The sequence below is a fragment of the Amycolatopsis sp. PS_44_ISF1 genome, assembly GCF_032335455.1.
Classification (GTDB): domain Bacteria; phylum Actinomycetota; class Actinomycetes; order Mycobacteriales; family Pseudonocardiaceae; genus Amycolatopsis.
Genome location: NZ_JANUXO010000004.1, coordinates 460,969 through 480,762, shown reverse-complemented (window position 1 = coordinate 480,762; position 19,794 = coordinate 460,969). Strand labels below are relative to the sequence as shown.

Below are 19,794 nucleotides of genomic sequence, written 5' to 3'. Positions count from 1 at the left end.
GCGACGTCGCGCCAGGCCCGCCGCCGACCGCACCGGCACGATAGTGAGGAGTTCGACGATGAGGATGGGACTGGCCGGTACCGGCCGGATCGGCACCGCGCACGCCGAAACGCTCAAGGGCCTCGAAGGCGTGTCTTCGGTGGTCGTCGCCGACGTCGACACCGCGCGAGCGCAGGCGGCCGGGGCGAAGCTGGGGGTCGAGGCCGCGGAGAGCATCGAGGCGCTGTTCGGCGCCGGGCTCGACGGGCTGGTGGTCACCGCGGCCACCGACGCGCACCCGGCGCTGATCATCGAAGCGGTGGACGCGGGCATCCCGGTGTTCTGCGAGAAGCCGGTGGCCGCGGACATCCCGGGCACGCTCGCCGTGCTCGACCGGATCGAGGGCTCGGACGTGCCGGTGCAGATCGGTTTCCAGCGCCGGTTCGACGCCGGCTACCGGGCGGCGCGTGCGGCGGTGGACAGCGGCGAACTCGGCTGGCTGCACACGGTCCGGGCCACCACGCTCGACCCGGCGCCCCCGCCGGCGGAATACGTGGGCCACTCCGGCGGGCTGCTGCGCGACTGCGGTGTGCACGATTTCGACATCATCCGCTGGGTCACCGGCCGCGAGGTCTCGGAGGTCTACGCGCTGGGCGGCAACCGCGGCGAGACCTTTTTCGCCGAGGCCGGCGACGTCGACACCGCCGCCGCCATCCTGACCCTGGACGACGGCACCCTCGCCACGGTTTCGCTCACCCGCTACAACGGCGCGGGTTACGACGTGCGCTTCGAGGCCCTCGGCTCCGCCGCGAACGTGGTGGTGGGGCTGGACGACCGCGCCCCGCTGCGCTCGGCCGAGCCCGGTTCCACCCCACTGCCCGGACCGGCCTACCCCGGTTTCATGGAGCGGTTCCGCCCCGCTTACGCGGCGGAGCTGAAGGTGTTCCTGGACGTCGCCGCGGGCCGTGAGCCCAGCCCGGCCGGCGCGCGGGACGCGCTGGAGGCGTTCTACATCGCCGAAGCCTGCGAAGTTTCCCGCCGCGAGCGCCGTCCGGTGGAGGTGGCCGAAGTCCGCCGGTAGCGCGGTACCGGGGCGGGCGTCACCGGCGGGGCCCGGGCCGGTAACGGGTTCGTGCGGGTGCGGTGCCGACGTTCGCGGCGCGTCCGGACCGGCGGAAAAGCCTTCAATGGGGCAGACCGCCCGCGGCCGTGGTGGTAAGCGGTATTACCGGCTCGCCTTCCCCGGATGGTCGTGCCAAGCTTCCCGGGTGACCGGACTTTCCGACTTCGAGATCGTCCTGACCCCGCTCGACGAACCGGCCCTGGCCCGGCTGCTGGCGGCCGCGGTCGACGGCGCCGAACCGCACGAGGTGATGCCGCCGGTCGACGGGCCGCCGGGCTGGACCCCCGGGCGGCGGGCGGCGTTCCTCGCCTTCCACCGGCGGCGCTCGCTCGATCCGGACACGGCGATCGAGACCACCTGGCTGGTCGAAGTGGACGGGCGGGCGGCGGGGGCCGCGCGGCTTCAGCCGGTGCTCGGCGGCTCGGCGATCGAGGTGGAGGCCGGGGTGTGGCTCGGCCGCTGGGCCCGGGGCCGCGGCATCGGCAAGCGCGTGGCCGAGGTGCTCCTGGAGTCCGCGCGCGACGGGGGCGCCACCCGGTTCATCGCTTCGACCACAGTGGACAACACCGCGGCCCGCCGGCTGCTGCGCGGCACCGGCGCCGAACTCGACGTGCACGGTGCGGAAGTGGACGCCCGGCTGGAGCTCTGACCCGGGCCGCAAGCGGGTGGCCGGCCCGTCCTCACGAGGAAGGAGGGCGGGCCGTTCCCGCGCGTCGCGGACGGTGACGCTGATCGTGGCCGGGTCCGCCTGCGACATCCGGTCGGAAACACCGGTGCACCCCGGCGGCGGCCTGATGTCTGCCCGAATTGCACGCTCTGTCGTCGTCCTGCTACCTGCTGTGTCATCTGGCGCTCGACGGTGGCTGTCCGTGACCGATCCGGGCTTCCCCGAATGGCGGAAGGTCTCGCGGTGGCGGCCGTCACCCGGCGTCAAGAACGCGTAAACGGCCGTAGGGGCGGCATCAAGGACCCGTCAGCCCGGGCTCGCCAACCTGGGCCGGGACCGCAGAGTGACGGCACGTCCGCCGGTCACCCGACTCGGGTGACCCGTCTTGAGAGGTGCCTAGTGGCCGACTTGCTGTACGCCGTTCTGCTGATCGGCGTGTTCGTGGTGCTGGCTTTGACGCTGCGCGGGCTGGAGAAGCTGTGAGCGGCGCCTCGGCTGTGGCCAACATCGTCGGCGGGCTGCTGGCGCTGGGCCTGATCGTCTACCTGTTCATCGCGCTGGTGCGGCCGGAGAAGTTCTGATGCGTCCCGAAGTGCTTTTTCCCGCGGAGGGACCGAAATGACTGACCTCACGGCCGGCCTGATCCAGGTCGGCCTCCTGCTGGTGGCGCTGGCGGTGGTCTACCGGCCCCTCGGCGACTACCTGGCCCGGGTCTTCTCGAGCGAGAAGCACACCCGGTTCGAGAAGGGCTTCTACAAGCTGGTCCGGGTCGACCCCGGCTCCGAGCAGCGCTGGCCGACCTACGCGGCCGGGGTGCTCGGCTTCTCGCTGGCCTCGATCGTCCTGCTGTACCTGCTCCAGCGCCTGCAACCGTTGCTGCCGTGGAACTTCGGGCGCGGCGCGGTCTCGCCGGCGGTCGCGTTCAACACCGCGGTGAGCTTCGTGACCAACACGAACTGGCAGTCCTACGTGCCCGAGACGACCATGGGCCACTTCGTGCAGATGGCCGGGCTGACGGTGCAGAACTTCCTTTCCGCGGGCGTCGGCCTGGCCGTGGCGATCGCGGTGGCGCGCGGATTCGTCCGCTCGCGCACCGACCGGCTGGGCAACTTCTGGGTGGACCTGACCCGCGGCACGATCCGGGTGCTGCTGCCGATGGCGTTCGTCTTCGCGATCGTGCTGATGGCGCTCGGTGTGGTGCAGAGCCTGCACTCGGGGGTGGCCGTGACCAACCCGGACGGCAGCCGGAGCACCATCGCGCTGGCCCCGGCGGCGAGCCAGGAGACGATCAAGGAGCTCGGCACCAACGGCGGCGGCATCTTCAACGCCAACTCCGCGCACCCGTTCGAGAACCCCAATGCCTGGACCAACCTGATCGAGCTGTTCCTGATCCTGGTCGTCCCGGTCAGCCTGACCCGCACCTTCGGGAAGCTGGTGGGCAACAAGAAGCAGGGTTACGTGCTGCTCTCGGTGATGGGCGTGCTGTGGGCGGCCATGCTGGCCGTCACCTGGCTCTCCGAGGCGATGACGACCAGCCCGGCCGCGCTGGCCGCGGGCGCCAACCTGGAGGGCAAGGAACAGCGCTTCGGCCTGAGCCTGACCTCGATCTTCGCCGACACCACCACGGGAACCTCCACCGGCGCGGTGAACGGAGCGCACGACAGCCTGTCCGGGCTCGGTGGCGGCGCGCCCCTGCTGAACATGCTGTTCGGCGAGATCTCGCCCGGCGGGGTCGGCACCGGCCTGTACGGCATCCTGGTGCTGGCCATCATCGCGATGTTCCTGGCCGGGCTGATGGTCGGGCGCACCCCGGAGTACCTGGGCAAGAAGCTCGGCAAGCGCGAGGTCACCTGCGCCGCCCTCTCGATGCTGGCGATGCCGACGGTGGTGCTGATCGGCTCGGGCATCGCGCTGATGCTGCCGGACACGGTGGGGGCCCTGGGCAACGGCGGCGCGCACGGGCTGTCCGAGGTGCTCTACGGCTACGCCTCCACCGGCAACAACAACGGCAGCGCGTTCGGCGGGCTGACCGCGACCAGCGACTGGTTCCAGTCCTCGTTCTCGGTGGCCATGCTGATCGGCCGGTTCGTGCCGATCATCGCGGTGCTGTGCCTGGCCGGCTCGCTGGCCGCGCAGAAGAAGGTCCCGGAGACCGCCGGCACGCTGCCCACCACCGGACCGCTGTTCGGCTCGATGCTCACCGGCACCATCGTGCTCGTCGCGGCCCTCACTTTCATCCCGGCGCTCGCGCTCGGACCCATCGCGGAGGCGTTGTGAGGACACCATTGCGCCAGCCTGCTCGCAATGCCGACCGGGTGCGGGTGTCCCGCAAGACACAGGAGGCGTTGTGAGGACACCATTGCGCCAGCCTGCTCGCAATGCCGACCGGGTGCGGGTGTCCCGCAAGACACAGGAGAAGTTGGCATGACCGTTACCGAAGAACGGACCCCGGTGGAGGGTCGGCAGCACCCGGCGGAGAACGCGGGGCGGGTCGGGGCGGGGGTGTTCAGCCCGCGCCAGCTCTGGACCTCGCTGCCCGAGGCGCTGCGCAAGCTCAACCCGAAGCACCAGTTGAAGAACCCGGTCATGTTCGTGGTCTGGGTCGGTTCGGCGCTGACCACGGTCTTCGCCGTCACGGACCCGAGCGTGTTCACCGTCCTGATCGCGATCTGGCTCTGGTTCACCGTGCTGTTCGCGAACCTGGCCGAGGCCGTGGCCGAAGGGCGCGGCAAGGCGCAGGCCGAATCGCTGCGGAAGTCCAAGAAGGAGACGGTCGCGCGGCGGCTGACCGAGGACGGCTCCGAGGAGCGCGTGCCCGGGGTGGACCTGCGCGTCGGCGACCTCGTGGTGGTCGAGGCCGGTGAGGTCATCCCGGGTGACGGCGACGTGGTCGAAGGCATCGCGACGGTGGACGAATCGGCCATCACCGGTGAGTCGGCCCCGGTCATCCGCGAGTCGGGCGGGGACCGCTCGGCCGTCACCGGCGGCACCACGGTGCTGTCCGACCGGGTCGTGGTCAAGATCACCACCAAACCCGGTGAGTCCTTTGTGGACCGCATGATCGCGTTGGTGGAAGGCGCGTCCCGGCAGAAGACGCCGAACGAGATCGCGCTGACCATCCTGCTCGCCACGCTCACCATCATCTTCCTGCTCGCGGTGGTGGCGCTGCAGCCGATGGCCGCGTACTCGGGCAGCGAGCAGTCCGTGGTGGTGCTGACCGCGCTGCTGGTCTGCCTGATCCCGACCACGATCGGCGCGCTGCTGAGCGCGATCGGCATCGCGGGCATGGACCGGCTGGTGCAGCGCAACGTGCTGGCCACCTCCGGCCGCGCCGTGGAGGCGGCGGGCGACGTCTCGACGCTGCTGCTGGACAAGACCGGCACCATCACCTTCGGCAACCGCAAGGCCACCGAGCTGATCCCGGTCGGCGGGTCCGCCAAGGACGAGCTGGCCCACGCGGCCCGGCTGTCCAGCCTGGCCGACGGCACGCCCGAGGGCCGCAGCATCGTCGAGCTGACCGTGCGCGAGCACGGGCTGCCGGCGCAGGCCGACGAGGACGAGAAGCTGGCCGAGTTCGTGCCGTTCACCGCGCAGACGCGGATGAGCGGTATCGACTTCGGCGGGCGCCAGGTCCGCAAGGGGGCCACCGCGGCGGTGCGCGAGTGGGTGCGCGAGCACGGCGGCGACATGCCGGACGAAACCGAGCGCGTGGTCGACGAGATCAGCCAGCAGGGCGGGACCCCGCTGGTGGTCGCGGAGTCCGACGGCACGCGGGCGAGCGTGTGCGGCGTGATCCGGCTGTCCGACGTGGTCAAGCCGGGCATGAAGGAGCGGTTCGCCGAACTGCGCACCATGGGCATCAAGACGGTGATGATCACCGGCGACAACCCGCTCACCGCCAAGGCCATCGCCGAGGACGCGGGGGTCGACGACTACCTCGCCGAGGCCAAGCCCGAAGACAAGATGGCGCTGATCAAGCAGGAGCAGGAGGGCGGGCGGCTGGTCGCGATGACCGGCGACGGCACGAACGACGCGCCCGCGCTGGCCCAGTCGGACGTCGGCGTCGCGATGAACACCGGCACGTCGGCCGCGAAGGAGGCCGGCAACATGGTCGACCTCGATTCGGACCCGACCAAGCTGATCGAGATCGTGGAGATCGGCAAGCAGCTGCTGATCACCCGCGGCGCGCTGACCACCTTCAGCGTGGCCAACGACCTGGCGAAGTACTTCGCCATCCTGCCCGCGATGTTCACCGGCATCTTCGCCCAGCTGGGCGCGCTGAACATCATGCACCTGGCCACCCCCAGGTCGGCGATCCTGAGCGCGGTCATCTTCAACGCGCTGATCATCGTCGCGCTGATCCCGCTCGCCCTGCGCGGCGTGCGGTACCGGCCCTCCTCGGCGTCCGCACTGCTGCGGCGCAACCTGCTGATCTACGGCCTCGGCGGGATCGTCAGCCCGTTCCTCGGGATCTGGGTGATCGACCTGCTCGTGCGGCTCATTCCGGGAATCGGGTGAACACCATGGTGAAACAGACTTGGGCGGGCCTGCGGGTCCTGCTCGCGATGACCGTCCTGCTCGGGCTGGTCTACCCGCTCGCGGTGTGGGCGGTCGGGCGGATCCCCGGCCTCGAAGCGAACGCCGAGGGTTCGATCGTCACGCAGCACGGCCAGGCGGTGGGCTCCTCGCTGATCGGGGTCGACCCGGTCGCGGCGGACCCGGCGCGCGACCCCTGGTTCCACAACCGGCCTTCGGCGGGCTCGAAGGACGCGCTCGGCCCCGGCGACCCGTCGACCTCGGGCGCGTCCAACAAGGGCCCGTACAACGAGGACCTGGTGAAGTCGATCACCGAGCGGAAGGACGCGATCGCGAAGCGGGAGGGGGTCGGCCCGGACCAGGTGCCGGCCGACGCGGTGACCGCTTCGGCCTCCGGGCTGGACCCGTCGATCAGCGTGGCCTACGCCGACCTGCAGATCGCCCGGGTGGCCCGCCACACCGGGCTGGCCGAGGACCGGGTGCGGCGGCTGGTCGAGGCGAACACCTCGGGCGCCGGGATCGGCGTGCCCGGCGTGAACGTGCTCCAGCTCAACTTGGCCGTGCAATCGGCCGCGCCTGGAGCACACTGACAGCGTGAGCACCGAAACCGGGCCGGGCACCGAACGGCCCTCGAAGCCGCGCCGGGGAGAGCTGCGCATCTACCTCGGCGCGGCTCCGGGCGTGGGCAAGACCTTCGCCATGCTGGGCGAGGCCCGGCGCCGCGCCGAGCGCGGCACGGACGTGGTGATCGGGCTGGTCGAGACCCACGGCCGCAAGAAGACCGCGGACCTGCTCGACGGGCTCGAAGTCGTGCCGCGGCGCACCGTGAGCCACCGCGGGCACGAGTTCGCCGAGATGGACCTCGAAGCGATCCTCGCGCGCCGGCCCGAGGTCGTGGTGGTCGACGAGCTGGCGCACACCAACGTGCCCGGCGCGCGCCACGACAAGCGCTGGCAGGACGTCGACGAGCTGCTGGCCCACGGCATCGACGTGCTGTCCACGGTCAACGTGCAGCACCTGCAGAGCCTCAACGACGTGGTCGAGCGGATCACCGGCGTGGCGCAGCAGGAGACGGTGCCGGACGGGGTGGTGCGCCGGGCCGAGCAGCTGGAGCTGGTCGACATCACCCCGGAGGCGCTGCGGCGGCGGCTCGCGCACGGCAACGTCTACCCGGCCGAGCGGATCGACGCCGCGCTCGGCAACTACTTCCGCCCCGGCAACCTCACCGCGCTGCGCGAGCTGGCGCTGCTGTGGGTGGCCGACCAGGTCGACGTCGCGCTCCAGCGCTACCGCGCCGAGCAGAAGATCACCGACACCTGGGAGGCCCGCGAGCGGGTGGTCGCCTCGGTCACCGGGGGGCCGGAGAGCGAGACGCTGATCCGGCGCGCGAGCCGGATCGCCACCCGGGCGGGCGCGGAGCTGCAGATCGTGCACGTGCTCAGCGGTGACGGGCTGTCCGGGCGGTACTCGTTCAAGACCGGGCCGGGCGCGATGGCCCGCTCACGCACGCTGGCCGACGAGGTCGGCGCCACGTTCCACACGGTGGTGGGCGACGACGTGCCGACCGCGCTGCTCGACTTCGCCCGCGGGGTCAACGCGACGCAGCTGGTGATCGGCACCTCGCGACGCTCGCGGGTGGCGCGGCTGTTCGACGAGGGCATCGGCGCCGCGGTGATCCAGCAGTCCGGCTCGATCGACGTGCACATGGTCACCCACTCCTACGCGGGCGGGCGGCTGCGCGCGCGGTTCGGCAGCAGCCCGCTGGCGCCTTCGCGGCTGGTCCTGGGCTGGGTGCTCAGCATCCTGCTGCCGGTGCTCGCGACCGGGCTCGGGGCGCTGCTGCGGGACACGGTGGAGTTCTCCACCGACGTGATCCTCTACGTGCTGGCCACGGTGATCGTCGCGCTGGTCGGCGGCCTCGGCCCGGCGCTGCTCGCGGCCGTGTTCGGGGCCGGGCTGCTGAACTTCTTCTTCACGCCCCCGCTGTACACGCTGGACGTGCACAGCCCGCAGAACGTGGTCACGCTCGTCGCCATGATCGTGGTCGCGGTGCTGGTGGCCCTGGTCGTGGCGTCGGCGGCGCGGCGGGGGAGCGCGGCGGCGCGGGCGCGGACGGAGGCTTCGCTGCTGGCCTCCTACGCCCGGACCGTGCTGACCCACGCCGACCCGATCGAGCGGCTGTTGGCCAAGGTGCGGGAGAACTTCGGCCTGACTTCGGTGACCCTGCTGGAAAAGCGCGACGGCGAGTGGCGGGAGGTGGCCTCGGCCGGCCACCACCCGTGCGCCGACCCGGACGAGGCCGACGTGGACATCGCCGTGACCGCCGACGTCCACCTGACCCTGCGCGGGCGGGCGCTGCCGGCTTCGGACCGGCGGGTGCTGGAAGCGGTGGCCGGGCAGGCTCTGCTGGCCCTGCGCCAGCAGCGGATGGCCGCCGCCGCGGCCGCGGCCGAGCGCAAGGCCGAGGCGACCGAGCTGCGCACCACGCTGCTCTCGGCCGTGGGGCACGACCTGCGCACGCCGCTGACCTCGATCAAGGCCGCCATCGGCAGCCTGCGCGCGCCCGATCTGTCACTGTCCGAAGAGGACACCGGCGAGCTGATGGAGGCGATCGAGGAGTCGGCCGACCGGCTGGCCGGGCTGATCGACAACCTGCTGGACTCCTCGCGGCTGGCCACCGGCGCCGTGCGGCCGTCGCTGCGCCCGGTCGGCTACGACGAGGTGCTCGCCCACGCCCTGTCCAACGTGGACAACTCGCGCGGGGTGAAGGCCGCGGTGGACGCGCGGCTGCCCTCGGTGCTGGCCGATCCCGGCCTGCTGGAGCGGGTGATCGCGAACGTGCTGGACAACGCGCTGCGCCACGGCACCGACCGGGTCTCCGGCCGGCCGGTCTCGGCCCGGGCCAGCGCCCACTCCGACCAGGTGGAGCTGCGCATCGTCGACCACGGGCGCGGGCTGCGCAAGGGCACGGCGGATTCGGCCTTCGCGCCGTTCCAGCGGCTCGGCGGCGACCGGGACTCGGCGCCGGGGGTGGGCCTGGGGCTGTCGGTCGCCAAGGGGTTCACAGAGGCCATGGGCGGCTCGATCCGGGCCGAGGACACCCCCGGGGGCGGGCTGACCGTGGTGATCTCGCTGCCCGCCTACACCGGGCAGCACCCCGACAAGGATCTGCTGCTCATCGACCAGGCCGTGGAACAGGAGGCCCGGTGAGCACACGATCGCGCCAGCCGCTCGCCGGGCCGGGCGGGTGCGGGTGTCCCGCAAGACGCAGGGGCCCGGTGAGCACACGATCGCGCCAGCCGCTCGCCGGGCCGGGCGGGTGCGGGTGTCCCGCAAGACGCAGGGGCCCGGTGAGCACGCGATCGCGGCTGCCGTTCGCCGGGCCGGGCGGGTGCGGGTGTCCCGCAAGACACAGGAGGCGTCATGAGTCCTGATCGGACGGCCACCGTGCTGGTGGTGGACGACGAGCCGCAGATCGTGCGGGCGCTGCGGATCAACCTGACCGCGCGGGGCTACAAGGTGATCACCGCGCACGACGGCACGGCGGCGCTCAAGGCCGTGGCGGAGACCAAGCCGGACGTGGTGGTGCTGGACCTCGGCCTGCCCGACCTCGACGGCACCGAGGTGATCGCCGGCCTGCGCGGCTGGACCACGGTGCCGATCATCGTGCTGTCCGCGCGCGGCGACTCGGCCGACAAGGTGCAGGCGCTGGACGCGGGCGCCGACGACTACGTGACCAAGCCCTTCGGCATGGACGAGCTGCTGGCCCGGCTGCGCGCCGCGGTGCGCCGCTCGGCCGTGGCCGGCTCGGACGGCGCGGAGGCGGTGGTGGACACCGGCTCGTTCACCATCGACCTGGCGGCGAAGAAGGTCCGCCGCGAGGGCCGCGAGGTGCACCTGACCAAGACCGAGTGGGGCGTGCTGGAGCTGCTGGTCCGCAACCGCGGCCGGCTGGTGGCGCAGAAGCAGCTGCTGCACGAGGTGTGGGGCCCGTCGTACGAGACGGAATCGCACTACCTGCGGGTGTACCTGGCCCAGTTGCGGCGCAAGCTGGAACCGGAGCCTTCACGGCCGCGGCACCTGCTGACCGAGCCCGGGATGGGGTACCGGTTCGAGGCTTAGCGGTCCGGCTCAGCGGTCTCCGCGGCCCGCTAGGGCGAGCCGGCGGTCCAGGACGCGTCACGGGGCCGGCCCCGCGCGGTGCTAGCGGCCGTGGCCCGCGGGGGTGGTGTCCGAAGTGGACGAACGGCCGGTGGTCCCGCTGCTGCTCGGCGGCTGGCCGCTGGTGCTGCCGCCCCCGCCTTGGCTGGTGGTCGGCGAGCTGGGCGGGCTGTCCGAAGACGGCGGGGTGGTCGGCTTCGAGGACACCGAAGACGGCGGGGTGACGGTGTGCGAGGTCGGCGGGTCGTTGCGGCCGGTGGTCGTCTCCACCGGTGCGGTGCCGCCGCCCGGGGGCGGGGGACCGCCGCCGGGGTTGCCCGGGGCGGGCGGATTCGGCGGATGGGGCTGGGGGGTGACGACCGAGGTGGTCGGGACGCCGTCCGCGCCGACCGAGACCACCGTGGTCGGGGTGGCGGGCGCGGTGGAGCCGCCCGGACCGGAGGCCGGGGCGCCGGGGACCGCGCTGCCGGTCACCAGCTGCGAGCTGCCGGGCAGGGTGCCCTGGCCGCCGCCGGGGATGGTGGTGGTGTCGGCCGCGGTGGCGCCGGGGCCGGCCAGCTCGGCCATCGCGGCGAACGCGGTGGCCACGACCAGTCCGCTCACGCCGAGGATGGCGTAGCCGGCGCGGCTCATCAGGCCGCTCGCGCCCTTCGGCGGGGCGACGGAGATTCGGGTGCTCGGATCCGGCCCGTCGGGACGGGACATGCAGGCTCCTTACCAGACGTGGCGCGGGGGTCGTGGTGCGCTCGGGGTCAACCGGTGCCCGGGCACTGCTGCCGGACCGACGAGCGGCCCTGGACGCTGACCTCGGCGGGGAGGCTATCACCGGCCCCGCCCCCGGAGCGCGGCCGTGGACCACCTGTGGTGACTGTCCGCAGCCGCGCGGCCGGCGGCAGAATGGCCGGATGAGCGAACGAGAAACACCCGCACGGCTGGCGGCCTGGGTGCACGGACAGGTCCAGGGGGTCGGTTTCCGCTGGTGGACCCGGAGCCGCGCGCTGGAGCTGGGGCTGACCGGTTTCGCCCGCAACCGGCCCGACGGGCGGGTCGAGGTGGTGGCAGAGGGTGCACGAGAACACTGTGAGCGGTTGTTGGCCGCCCTCCGGTCCGGGAAATCACCCGGAAGCGTGGATCACGTGGTCGAACGCTGGTCCGAGGCCCAAGGCGGGCTGACGGGCTTCACCGAACGCTGAGACCCAGCCGGGCCGGCTGGGGCGGAGGGGACGGGTGAGGCCGGAGGGGTTGCCGTGGCAACTGATCCTGTGCTAGGCGCGCCCGTCCCGGCGGCCTCCCACGATGACCGCGGCGGCCCGGGTAGCCTGGTCCGATCGAAATACCCGAGGCCAGAGGGGTCCGCACCCAGTGCACCTGAAAAGCTTGACGCTGAAGGGCTTCAAGTCCTTCGCCTCGGCCACCACGCTGCGCTTCGAGCCCGGGATCACCTGCGTGGTCGGGCCGAACGGCTCGGGCAAGTCCAACGTGCTCGACGCGCTGCGCTGGGTCATGGGCACCCAGGGCGCGAAGGACCTGCGTGGCGGCAAGATGGAGGACGTCATCTTCGCCGGCACCGCGGGCCGCGCCCCGTTGGGCCGGGCCGAGGTCACGCTCACCATCGACAACGCCGACGGGGCGCTGCCGATCGAGTACGCCGAGGTCTCCATCACCCGCCGGATGTTCCGCGACGGCGCGAGCGAGTACGAGATCAACGGTGACCGCTGCCGGCTGATGGACGTCCAGGAGCTGCTGTCGGACTCCGGTATCGGCCGCGAGATGCACGTCATCGTCGGGCAGGGCCAGCTGGCCGCCATCCTCGAATCGAAGCCCGAGGAGCGCCGCGCCTTCATCGAAGAGGCCGCGGGGGTGCTCAAGCACCGCAAGCGCAAGGAACAGACCCTGCGCAAGCTCACCAACATGCAGGGCAACCTGGACCGGCTCGGCGACCTCACCACCGAGCTGCGCCGCCAGCTCAAACCGCTGGGCAAGCAGGCGGAGATCGCGCGCAAGGCGCAGTGGGTCCAGTCGGAGCTGCGGGACTCGCGGCTGCGCCTGTTCGCCGACGACCTGGTCACCCAGCGCGGCTCGCTGGCCCGGGAAGAGGCCGACGAGCGCACCGCCCGCCAGCGCCGCGCCGAGGTGGAGCAGGCGCTGGAGGTGGTCGCGGCCGAGGAGACCGAGCTGGAGGCCTCGCTGGCCGAGGACGCGCCGAAGCTGCAGACCGCCCAGGAGACCTGGTACAAGCTGTCCGCGCTGGCCGAGCGCCTGCGCGGCACCGTGCGGCTGGCCGTGGAGCGCCAGCGCCACCTCTCCTCCGACGTCTCCGCGCCCACCGGCGGCCGTGACCCGGAGGAGCTGCTGGCCGAGGCCGAGCAGGTGGCCGAGCGGGAGCAGGAGCTCAACGAGGCCGTGATGGAGGCCCGCGAGCTGCTGGCCGAGACCGTGCTGCGGCGCGAAGACCTGGAACAACGGGTGCAGGCGGCCGAGCGCGCGCACTGGGCCGCGGTCCGGGCGATCGCCGACCGGCGCGAGGGCATGGCCAAGCTGACCGGCCAGGTCGAAGCGCTGCGCAGCAAGAACGGGGCCACCGCCGACGAGATCGACCGGCTCACCGTCTCCCTGGAGGAATCGGCCGAGCGCGCCGAGCTCGCGATCGAGGAGCTGGAGGAGGCGCAGGCCGCGGGCGGGGTCGAGGAGTCCGACGACGCCGACCTGAGGCAACACCACGACCGGGCGGTCGAGGCCAACAACGCGGCCAAGGCTCGCGTCGAGGAGCTGGTGAAGGCCGAGCGCGGGGCCGAGCGTGAGATCGCTTCGGAGCGGGCACGGGTCGAAGCGCTGTCGATGGGCCTCAAGCGCAAGGACGGCGCGGGCGCGCTGCTCGGCGCGTCGCACGAGCTGCCCGGGCTGCTGGGCTCGGTCGCCGCGCTGCTGACCGTCGAGCCGGGGCACGAGGTGGCGCTGGCCGCCGCGCTCGGGCCGGTGGCCGACGCCGTTGCCGTGACGGGCGGGACCGAGGCGCTGCACGCGCTGAAGTACCTGAAGGACAACGATTCCGGGCGCGCGGGCATCGTGCTGGGCCGGGATGCATCCACTGTGGACACCAGCTCGTGGCCGATGCTGCCGTCCGGCGCGCGCTGGGCCCGCGAGGTGGTCCACGCGCCGGAGCGGCTGCGTCCCGCGGTCGAGCACGCGCTGGACCAGCTCGCCCTGGTGCCCGGGCTGGAGGCGGCGCAGCGGCTGGTCGAGGCCCACCCGGACGTGCGCGCGGTGACGGCCGAGGGCGATGTGTTCGGCGCCGGCTGGGTGGCCGGCGGCTCGGCCGCCCGGGAGAGCGTGATCGAGGTCCAGGCCGCGGTGGACGAGGCGGGGGAGCGGTTGCGCGTCGCCGAGCGCGCGCTGGAGCGGTTCGCCGCCGAACTGGAGGGCGCCCGCGCCGAGCAGCAGGCCCGCCGGGAGGAGGTCAGCCAGGCCAAGGACGCCCTCGGTGACGCCAAGGTCCGCAAGGCGCGCTCGTCGGAGCGGCTCAGCCGGATGCAGCAGGCCGCGCGGTCCGCGCAGGCCGAGGTCGAGCGGCTCACCGGCCAGCGCGCGAAGGTCGAGCAGAGCCGGGCGCAGGTCATGGTCGAGCTGGCCGAACTGGAGGAACGGCTCGCCGCCGTGGCCGAGCAGCCGGTGCAGGACGACCCGGACACCGCCGAGCGCGACGAGGCCGTGGCCCAGCTGACCGTGGTCCGGCAGGAGGAGATGGAGGCGCGGCTGGCGCAGCGCACCTCCGAGGAGCGGGCGCGCAGCATCGCCGGGCGCGCCGAATCCCTGCGCCGCGCCGCGCACGCCGAACAGCAGGCCCGCGAGCGCGCGGCCAAGGCCCGTGAAGCCCGGGAGCGCGGGGCCGAGATCGCCAACGCCGTGGTCGACGCCGGTGAGCTGGCGCTGGAGCGGATCGAGCACTCCGTGCAGCGCGCCGCGGCCGAGCGCGACGAGGCCCAGGCCCGGCGCCAGACCCGGGAGACGGCGCTGACCGCCGTGCGCGGCAAGGTCCGCGAGCTGTCCGGCGAGCTGGAGAAGCTGACCGACGCCGTGCACCGCGACGAGGTGCTGCGGGCCGAGCAGCGGCTCCGGCTGGAGACACTCGAGACCAAGATCGCCGAGGACTTCGGCATCGGCCTGGAGGACCTGGTCGCCGAATACGGCCCGGACGTGCCGGTGCCGCCGAGCGCCGGCGAGATGGCCGAGTACGAGGCGGCCAAGGAGCGCGGCGAGGACGTCACGCCGCCGCCCCCGATGCCGTTCGACCGCGACACCCAGGCCCGCCGGGCCAAGCGCGCGGAGAAGGACCTCTCGCTGCTGGGCAAGGTCAACCCGCTGGCGCTGGAGGAGTTCGCGGCGCTGGAGGAGCGGTACAAGTTCCTGTCCACCCAGCTCGAAGACCTCAAGGACACCCGCAAGGACCTGGAGGCGGTGATCCGGCAGGTGGACGAGAAGATCCTGGAGGTCTTCGCCTCGGCCTACACCGACGTCGCCCGCGAGTTCGAGACCGTGTTCGGCGTGCTGTTCCCCGGCGGCGAGGGCCGGATGGTGCTCACCCAGCCGAACGACCTGCTGGCCACCGGCGTCGACGTCGAGGCGCGGCCGCCGGGCAAGAAGGTCAAGCGGCTCTCGCTGCTCTCCGGTGGCGAGAAGTCGCTGGTCGCGGTGGGCATGCTGGTGGCCATCTTCCGCGCCCGGCCCTCACCCTTCTACGTGATGGACGAGGTCGAGGCGGCGCTGGACGACACCAACATGCGCCGGCTGATCGGGCTGCTGGAGCAGCTTCGCGACTCCTCGCAGCTGATCATCATCACCCACCAGAAGCCGACCATGGAGATCGCCGACGCGCTCTACGGCGTGAGCATGCAGGGCGACGGCATCACCAAGGTGATCTCGCAGCGGCTGCGCACGGCCGAAGAGGAGCCGGTGCCGGCCTCCTGAACCCGGTGATCGTTCCTGCCCCGGCCCGGTCTTCGTGGACCTGTCCCTGATCGGCTGAATCGCCTCCGGTCCGTGGTTATCAGCTCGACGAGGAGACCGGTTCGGCCGCGACCTCCGCCACCTTCGGGTCCTCGCCCCGGTGCCGCAGCGAGAGCAGTCCGCCGACGACCAGCGAGATCAGCACGCCGACGAAGGTGTACCAGTAGGTGGCCAGCGGGACGAGGGTCTTCGTCGCCGGGCCGAACTGCAGGTGCACCGCCGTGGTGGCCTTGTCGAACTTGACGAACAGGATCAGGAAGGCCATGCCGAGCACCGAGCAGGCGAACGCGACCACCGCGTCGGACTGCCGGGCCTTCTTCGCCGCCAGGCCGAGGAAGAACGCGCCGAGCAGCGCGCCGTAGGTGTAGCCGACGATGCCGAGGCCCTGCTGGATCACCGGGTCCTTCGAATTGGTGAACAGCGAGGCGAAGATCGCGAACACCACGGCCCAGATCAGTGTCCACATGCGACCGTGGCGCAGCAGCTTCGAGTCCTCCACCGCGCGCCGGGTGAAGCGCTGGTACAGGTCGGCGATGGTCGAGGTGGACAGCGCGTTCAGCGCCGAGGCCAGCGCGCCCATGGTGGAGGCGAGGATGCCGGCGATCAGCAGCCCGGACAGCCCCACCGGCAGGTCGTTGACGATGAAGGTGGAGAACACGTCGTCGCCGGACATCTTCCCGGCGGCGACGGCGGTCGCGGTCGCGCCGGTCCTGCCCCCGGTGTAGACCCAGAGCATCGCGCCGACCACCAGGAACAGCGCGAACTGGACGAACACCACGATCGACGAGCCGATCAGCGCGCGCTGCCCGTCGCGCAGGCTCCGGGTCGAGAGCAGCCTGCCGACGATGAGCTGGTCCGCGCCGTGCGAGGCCATCGAGAGGAACGCGCCGCCGACCACGGCGCCGATGAAGGCGTACGGGCTGGTCAGGATGTTCGAGGCGAAGTCGGTGAGCTGGAAGCGGCCCTGGCTCGAGGCGATCGAGGTCCAGCCGTCCGGCAGCTTGGTGGACAGGAAGACGACCGCGCCGATCGCGCCGAGGACGTAGAGCGACCACTGGATCACGTCGACCCAGATCACCGACTTGATCCCGCCGACGAACGCGTAGACCAGGGTCAGCGCGGTCAGCAGCACCACGATGTGCCAGTAGGCGGTGTGGATGCCGTAGTGGTCGAGGATCGCCTTGATCGGGATGGCACCGGCGAACAGCCGCAGGCCCTCGGCCAGCAGCCGGGTCACCACGAAGGTGACCGACGCCGTGCTCTGCAGCCCGCGGCCGAAGCGGCGGCCGAGGAACTCGTAGGCGCTGACGTAGTTGCCCCGGAAGTAGCGGGGCAGCAGCACGAACGCCGCGACCAGCCGGCCCAGGACGTAGCCGAAGGCCACCTCCAGGAACAGGAACGCGCTGCCGAAGACCAGTCCGGGCGTGGAGATGACGGTGAGGGTGGAGGTCTCGGTGGCCACCACCGAGAGCGTCACCGCCCACCAGGGCATGCTGCGCTCACCGACGAAGTAGTCGTTCGCGGACTTCTGCCTGCGCCCGACCAGCACGCCGATGATCGGCATCGCCGCCAGGTACACGATGACGATCACCAGATCGACTGGGTTCATGGACTTCTCCTACCGTCGTGCGCCAACTTCCGCGACCCGTAACCGGGTCACGGCGCCCCCCAGTGGGGCCGGAAGGTTCAGCGGTCCTTCGCCGGGCGTCAGCGCGCCCAGCCGCCGCGGCCCGCGCGCGCCGGTGGCCGAAGGCAGCGTGGCCGGGGCCCCGCACCAGCTCAGCCAGCCGAGCAGCGCGGTGAGGTAAGCCTCTTTGCCCGCGCTCGGCAGTCCGAGCTCGTCGCTGGTCCGCAGGGCGACGCCGGGTAGCTGCCGGGCCAGCGCGGCCAGCACCGCGGGGTTCGCGATCCCGCCGCCGGAGGCGACGACGGTGGCGGCGCCGTGCCGGCGGCATTCCGCGGCGACGGTGACGGCGGTCAGTTCGGTGAGCGTGGCCAGCAGGTCTTCGCCGGACAGCGGCGGCAGCCCGGCGAGCGCCGCGTCGAGGTAACCGCCGTGGAAGTGCTCCTTGCCGGTGGATTTCGGCGGTGCGGCGGCGAAGTAGGGGTCGGCGAGCAGCCGGTCGAGCAGGTCGCGGCGAACGGTGCCGGCCCGGGCGAGGCGGCCGTCGAGGTCGGCGCGGCGCGCGCCGCCGGTGACCCGGGCGGCGGCCAGGTCCAGCAGGGCGTTGGGCGGGCCGGTGTCGTAGGCGAGCACGGCGGTGCCGCTCCGGCCGACGACGGTGATGTTCGCGATCCCGCCGAGGTTCAGCGCGACCACCGGGCGGCCGGTGTGCTCGGCCAGGTCGCGCAGCCACAGGGCGTCGAGGGTGCTGGCCAGCGGAGCGCCCTGCCCGCCCGCGGTGATGTCGCGGATGCGCAGGTCGGCGACGACCGGCACCCCGGTCCGCTCGGCGATCCACGCGGGCTGGCCGAGCTGCAGGGTGCCGAGGGCGGCGCCCCCGGAAACCCAGTGGTGGACGGTCTGCCCGAGCGAGGCGATGACGTCCACCGGCCCGTGGCGCTCGATGCCCAGGCTCGCGGCCTCGGCGAACACCTGCCCGACCAGCGTGTCGAGGATGGTGAGCTGTCCGGCGCTGCTCGGCCGGGACGCCACGGCGTCCAGCAGGTCCTCGCGCAGCGCTTCGGGGTAGGGCACGTCGAGCTCGCCGAGCGGGGTGAGGACCACGGTGTCCCCTTCGGCCCGCAGGTCCGCCACGGCGACGTCGATGCCGTCGACCGAGGTCCCGGACAGCAGTCCCAAGACCCGGAACGCGTGGCCGGTGTGCGTGGTCATCCGGAGTGGTCTAGTCAAGGCGAACCGGTGGCGCAAGCCGGTCGGTGGAGTCTTGGCCGAATCGGAACTCGGCCGGTGATCGGTTGGCCTGATCGGCCGGGCCCCGTGGGGCCCCCGGTGGGGCCGGGCGGCGGATGGAAGGATGGCGCCGTGGCTAGCACCTGGTTCTGGATCGTGATCGTCGCCGTTGTCGTCCTCGTCGTCGTGCTGGTGTCCGGGCTGCTCATCGCCCGGCGCCGGCGGATCAGCCTGGACCAGGCCCGTGAGGTCGAGGCGAAGCCGAAGCGCGGCGGTTACACCGCGACCGGGGGGATCACCCTGGCCCCGGGCGGGGCGACCGAGGCCGACGCCGAAGAGCGTCCCGTGCATCCCGTGGGCGACCGGCCGGAGGTCGACGGCCAGCCCGCGGTGGGCGACGACGCCGCGGTGCCGCGCGACTCCGGCCAGCGCACGGTGCGCGAGGTCGAGCTGCCCGAGCCGGAGGAGGCCCCCGAGGCACCCCCGGTCCCGGCCGAGGCGCCCCCGGTCCCGGTTCCGGCCGAGGAGATCGACCCCGCCACCGGGCGGCTGGAGCGGCTGCGCGGCCGGCTTTCGAAGTCGCGCTCGATGTTCGGGCAGAGCCTGCTGGGCCTGCTCGGCGCCGGTGACCTCGACGAGGACTCCTGGCAGGACGTCGAGGACACGCTGCTGGTGGCCGACCTCGGCTCGGCCACGACCGACCAGATCGTGCAGCGCCTGCGTGACGAGCTGAGCCGCCAGGCCGTGCGTTCGTCGGCCGAAGCGCGCGCGGTGCTGCACGAGGTGCTGACCGCCGCGCTGTCGACCGACGGCCACCGCGCCGTCCGCGCGCTACCGCACCAGGTGGACGGGCAGAAGCAGCCGGCCGTGGTGCTGGTCGCCGGGGTGAACGGCACCGGCAAGACCACCACCACCGGCAAGCTGGCGCGGGTGCTGGTGGCCCAGGGCAGCACGGTGGTGCTCGGCGCGGCCGACACCTTCCGCGCCGCCGCCGCCGACCAGCTCCAGACCTGGGGTGACCGCGTGGGCGCCACCGTCGTGCGCGGCAAGGAGGCCGCGGACCCGGCGGCGGTCGCCTTCGACGCGGTCAAGCGCGGCATCGCCGACGGCGTGGACACCGTGCTGGTGGACACCGCCGGCCGGCTGCACACCAAGACCGGCCTGATGGACGAGCTGGGCAAGGTCAAGCGAGTGGTGGAGAAGCTGGCGAAGGTCGACGAGGTGCTGCTGGTGCTCGACGCCACCACCGGCCAGAACGGCCTCGCCCAGGCCCGGGTGTTCGCCGAGGTCGTCGACGTCACCGGCATCGTGCTGACCAAGCTCGACGGCACCGCGAAGGGCGGCATCGTCTTCCAGGTCCAGCGCGAGCTGGGCGTGCCGGTCAAGCTGGTCGGCCTGGGCGAGGGCCCGGACGACCTGGCCCCGTTCGAGCCGGGCGCCTTCGTCGACGCCCTGCTGGGCTGAGCCCGG

14 protein-coding genes are annotated in these 19,794 nt (G+C 72.6%); 11 read left to right on the top strand and 3 right to left on the bottom strand.

The features are described from left to right. The first annotated feature begins 58 nt into the window (after nucleotides 1-58). From NYF13_RS32075 to NYF13_RS32040, 8 genes are all read left to right on the top strand, one after another. Nucleotides 59-1,060 (top strand): Gfo/Idh/MocA family oxidoreductase, encoded by a 1,002-nt coding sequence (locus NYF13_RS32075; RefSeq protein ID WP_315661678.1) that lies wholly within the window; start codon nucleotides 59-61, stop codon nucleotides 1,058-1,060. 187 nt (nucleotides 1,061-1,247) lie between these two features. Then, on the top strand, nucleotides 1,248-1,751 hold the full coding sequence (locus tag NYF13_RS32070; protein WP_315661677.1) for a GNAT family N-acetyltransferase: 504 nt from the start codon (nucleotides 1,248-1,250) through the stop codon (nucleotides 1,749-1,751). Between the two features lie 497 nt (nucleotides 1,752-2,248). Further along, a complete protein-coding gene (gene kdpF / locus NYF13_RS32065) occupies nucleotides 2,249-2,350 on the top strand; it encodes a K(+)-transporting ATPase subunit F (RefSeq protein WP_315661676.1) in 102 nt (33 codons plus the stop codon). A 37-nt stretch (nucleotides 2,351-2,387) separates the two neighbouring features. Continuing rightward, nucleotides 2,388-4,046, top strand: a complete 1,659-nt coding sequence (gene kdpA / locus NYF13_RS32060; RefSeq protein WP_315661675.1) for a potassium-transporting ATPase subunit KdpA — start codon at nucleotides 2,388-2,390, stop codon at nucleotides 4,044-4,046. Nucleotides 4,047-4,193: 147 nt separating this feature from the next. Next, entirely contained in the window at nucleotides 4,194-6,287 is a 2,094-nt protein-coding gene (kdpB, locus tag NYF13_RS32055) for a potassium-transporting ATPase subunit KdpB (protein ID WP_315661674.1), read from the top strand. Then, the gene (locus NYF13_RS32050) at nucleotides 6,284-6,895 is read left to right on the top strand and encodes a potassium-transporting ATPase subunit C (RefSeq protein WP_315661673.1); all 612 of its coding nucleotides are present in this window, start codon (nucleotides 6,284-6,286) and stop codon (nucleotides 6,893-6,895) included. Before kdpB ends, NYF13_RS32050 begins: the two co-directional genes overlap by 4 nt. A 4-nt stretch (nucleotides 6,896-6,899) precedes the next feature. Continuing rightward, the gene (locus NYF13_RS32045) at nucleotides 6,900-9,515 is read left to right on the top strand and encodes a sensor histidine kinase KdpD (RefSeq protein ID WP_315661672.1); all 2,616 of its coding nucleotides are present in this window, start codon (nucleotides 6,900-6,902) and stop codon (nucleotides 9,513-9,515) included. A gap of 213 nt (nucleotides 9,516-9,728) precedes the next feature. After that, on the top strand, nucleotides 9,729-10,427 hold the full coding sequence (locus tag NYF13_RS32040; protein ID WP_315661671.1) for a response regulator: 699 nt from the start codon (nucleotides 9,729-9,731) through the stop codon (nucleotides 10,425-10,427). 81 nt (nucleotides 10,428-10,508) lie between these two features. On the opposite strand, the gene NYF13_RS32035 is transcribed toward NYF13_RS32040, so the two are convergent. After that, the gene (locus tag NYF13_RS32035) at nucleotides 10,509-11,171 is read right to left on the bottom strand and encodes a hypothetical protein (protein ID WP_315661670.1); all 663 of its coding nucleotides are present in this window, start codon (nucleotides 11,169-11,171) and stop codon (nucleotides 10,509-10,511) included. Between the two features lie 200 nt (nucleotides 11,172-11,371). Between NYF13_RS32035 and NYF13_RS32030 the strand changes: the two genes are divergently transcribed. Both NYF13_RS32030 and smc read left to right on the top strand, forming a co-directional pair. Next, nucleotides 11,372-11,659: an acylphosphatase gene (locus NYF13_RS32030; RefSeq protein ID WP_315661669.1), complete on the top strand. Its 288-nt coding sequence runs from the start codon at nucleotides 11,372-11,374 to the stop codon at nucleotides 11,657-11,659. A gap of 169 nt (nucleotides 11,660-11,828) precedes the next feature. Continuing rightward, nucleotides 11,829-15,431, top strand: coding sequence for a chromosome segregation protein SMC (smc, locus tag NYF13_RS32025; RefSeq protein ID WP_315661668.1), 3,603 nt, complete (start codon nucleotides 11,829-11,831; stop codon nucleotides 15,429-15,431). A 79-nt stretch (nucleotides 15,432-15,510) separates the two neighbouring features. Here smc and NYF13_RS32020 read toward each other — a convergent pair whose 3' ends face one another. Together NYF13_RS32020 and NYF13_RS32015 are read right to left on the bottom strand one after the other, a co-directional pair. Further along, entirely contained in the window at nucleotides 15,511-17,079 is a 1,569-nt protein-coding gene (locus tag NYF13_RS32020) for a sodium:solute symporter (protein WP_315661667.1), read from the bottom strand. Between the two features lie 9 nt (nucleotides 17,080-17,088). Further along, nucleotides 17,089-18,306: an anhydro-N-acetylmuramic acid kinase gene (locus NYF13_RS32015; RefSeq protein ID WP_315661666.1), complete on the bottom strand. Its 1,218-nt coding sequence runs from the start codon at nucleotides 18,304-18,306 to the stop codon at nucleotides 17,089-17,091. Between the two features lie 150 nt (nucleotides 18,307-18,456). Between NYF13_RS32015 and ftsY the strand changes: the two genes are divergently transcribed. Continuing rightward, complete coding sequence (gene ftsY, locus NYF13_RS32010) at nucleotides 18,457-19,788, top strand: signal recognition particle-docking protein FtsY (RefSeq protein WP_315661665.1); 1,332 nt, start codon at nucleotides 18,457-18,459, stop codon at nucleotides 19,786-19,788. Nucleotides 19,789-19,794 lie beyond the last annotated feature (6 nt).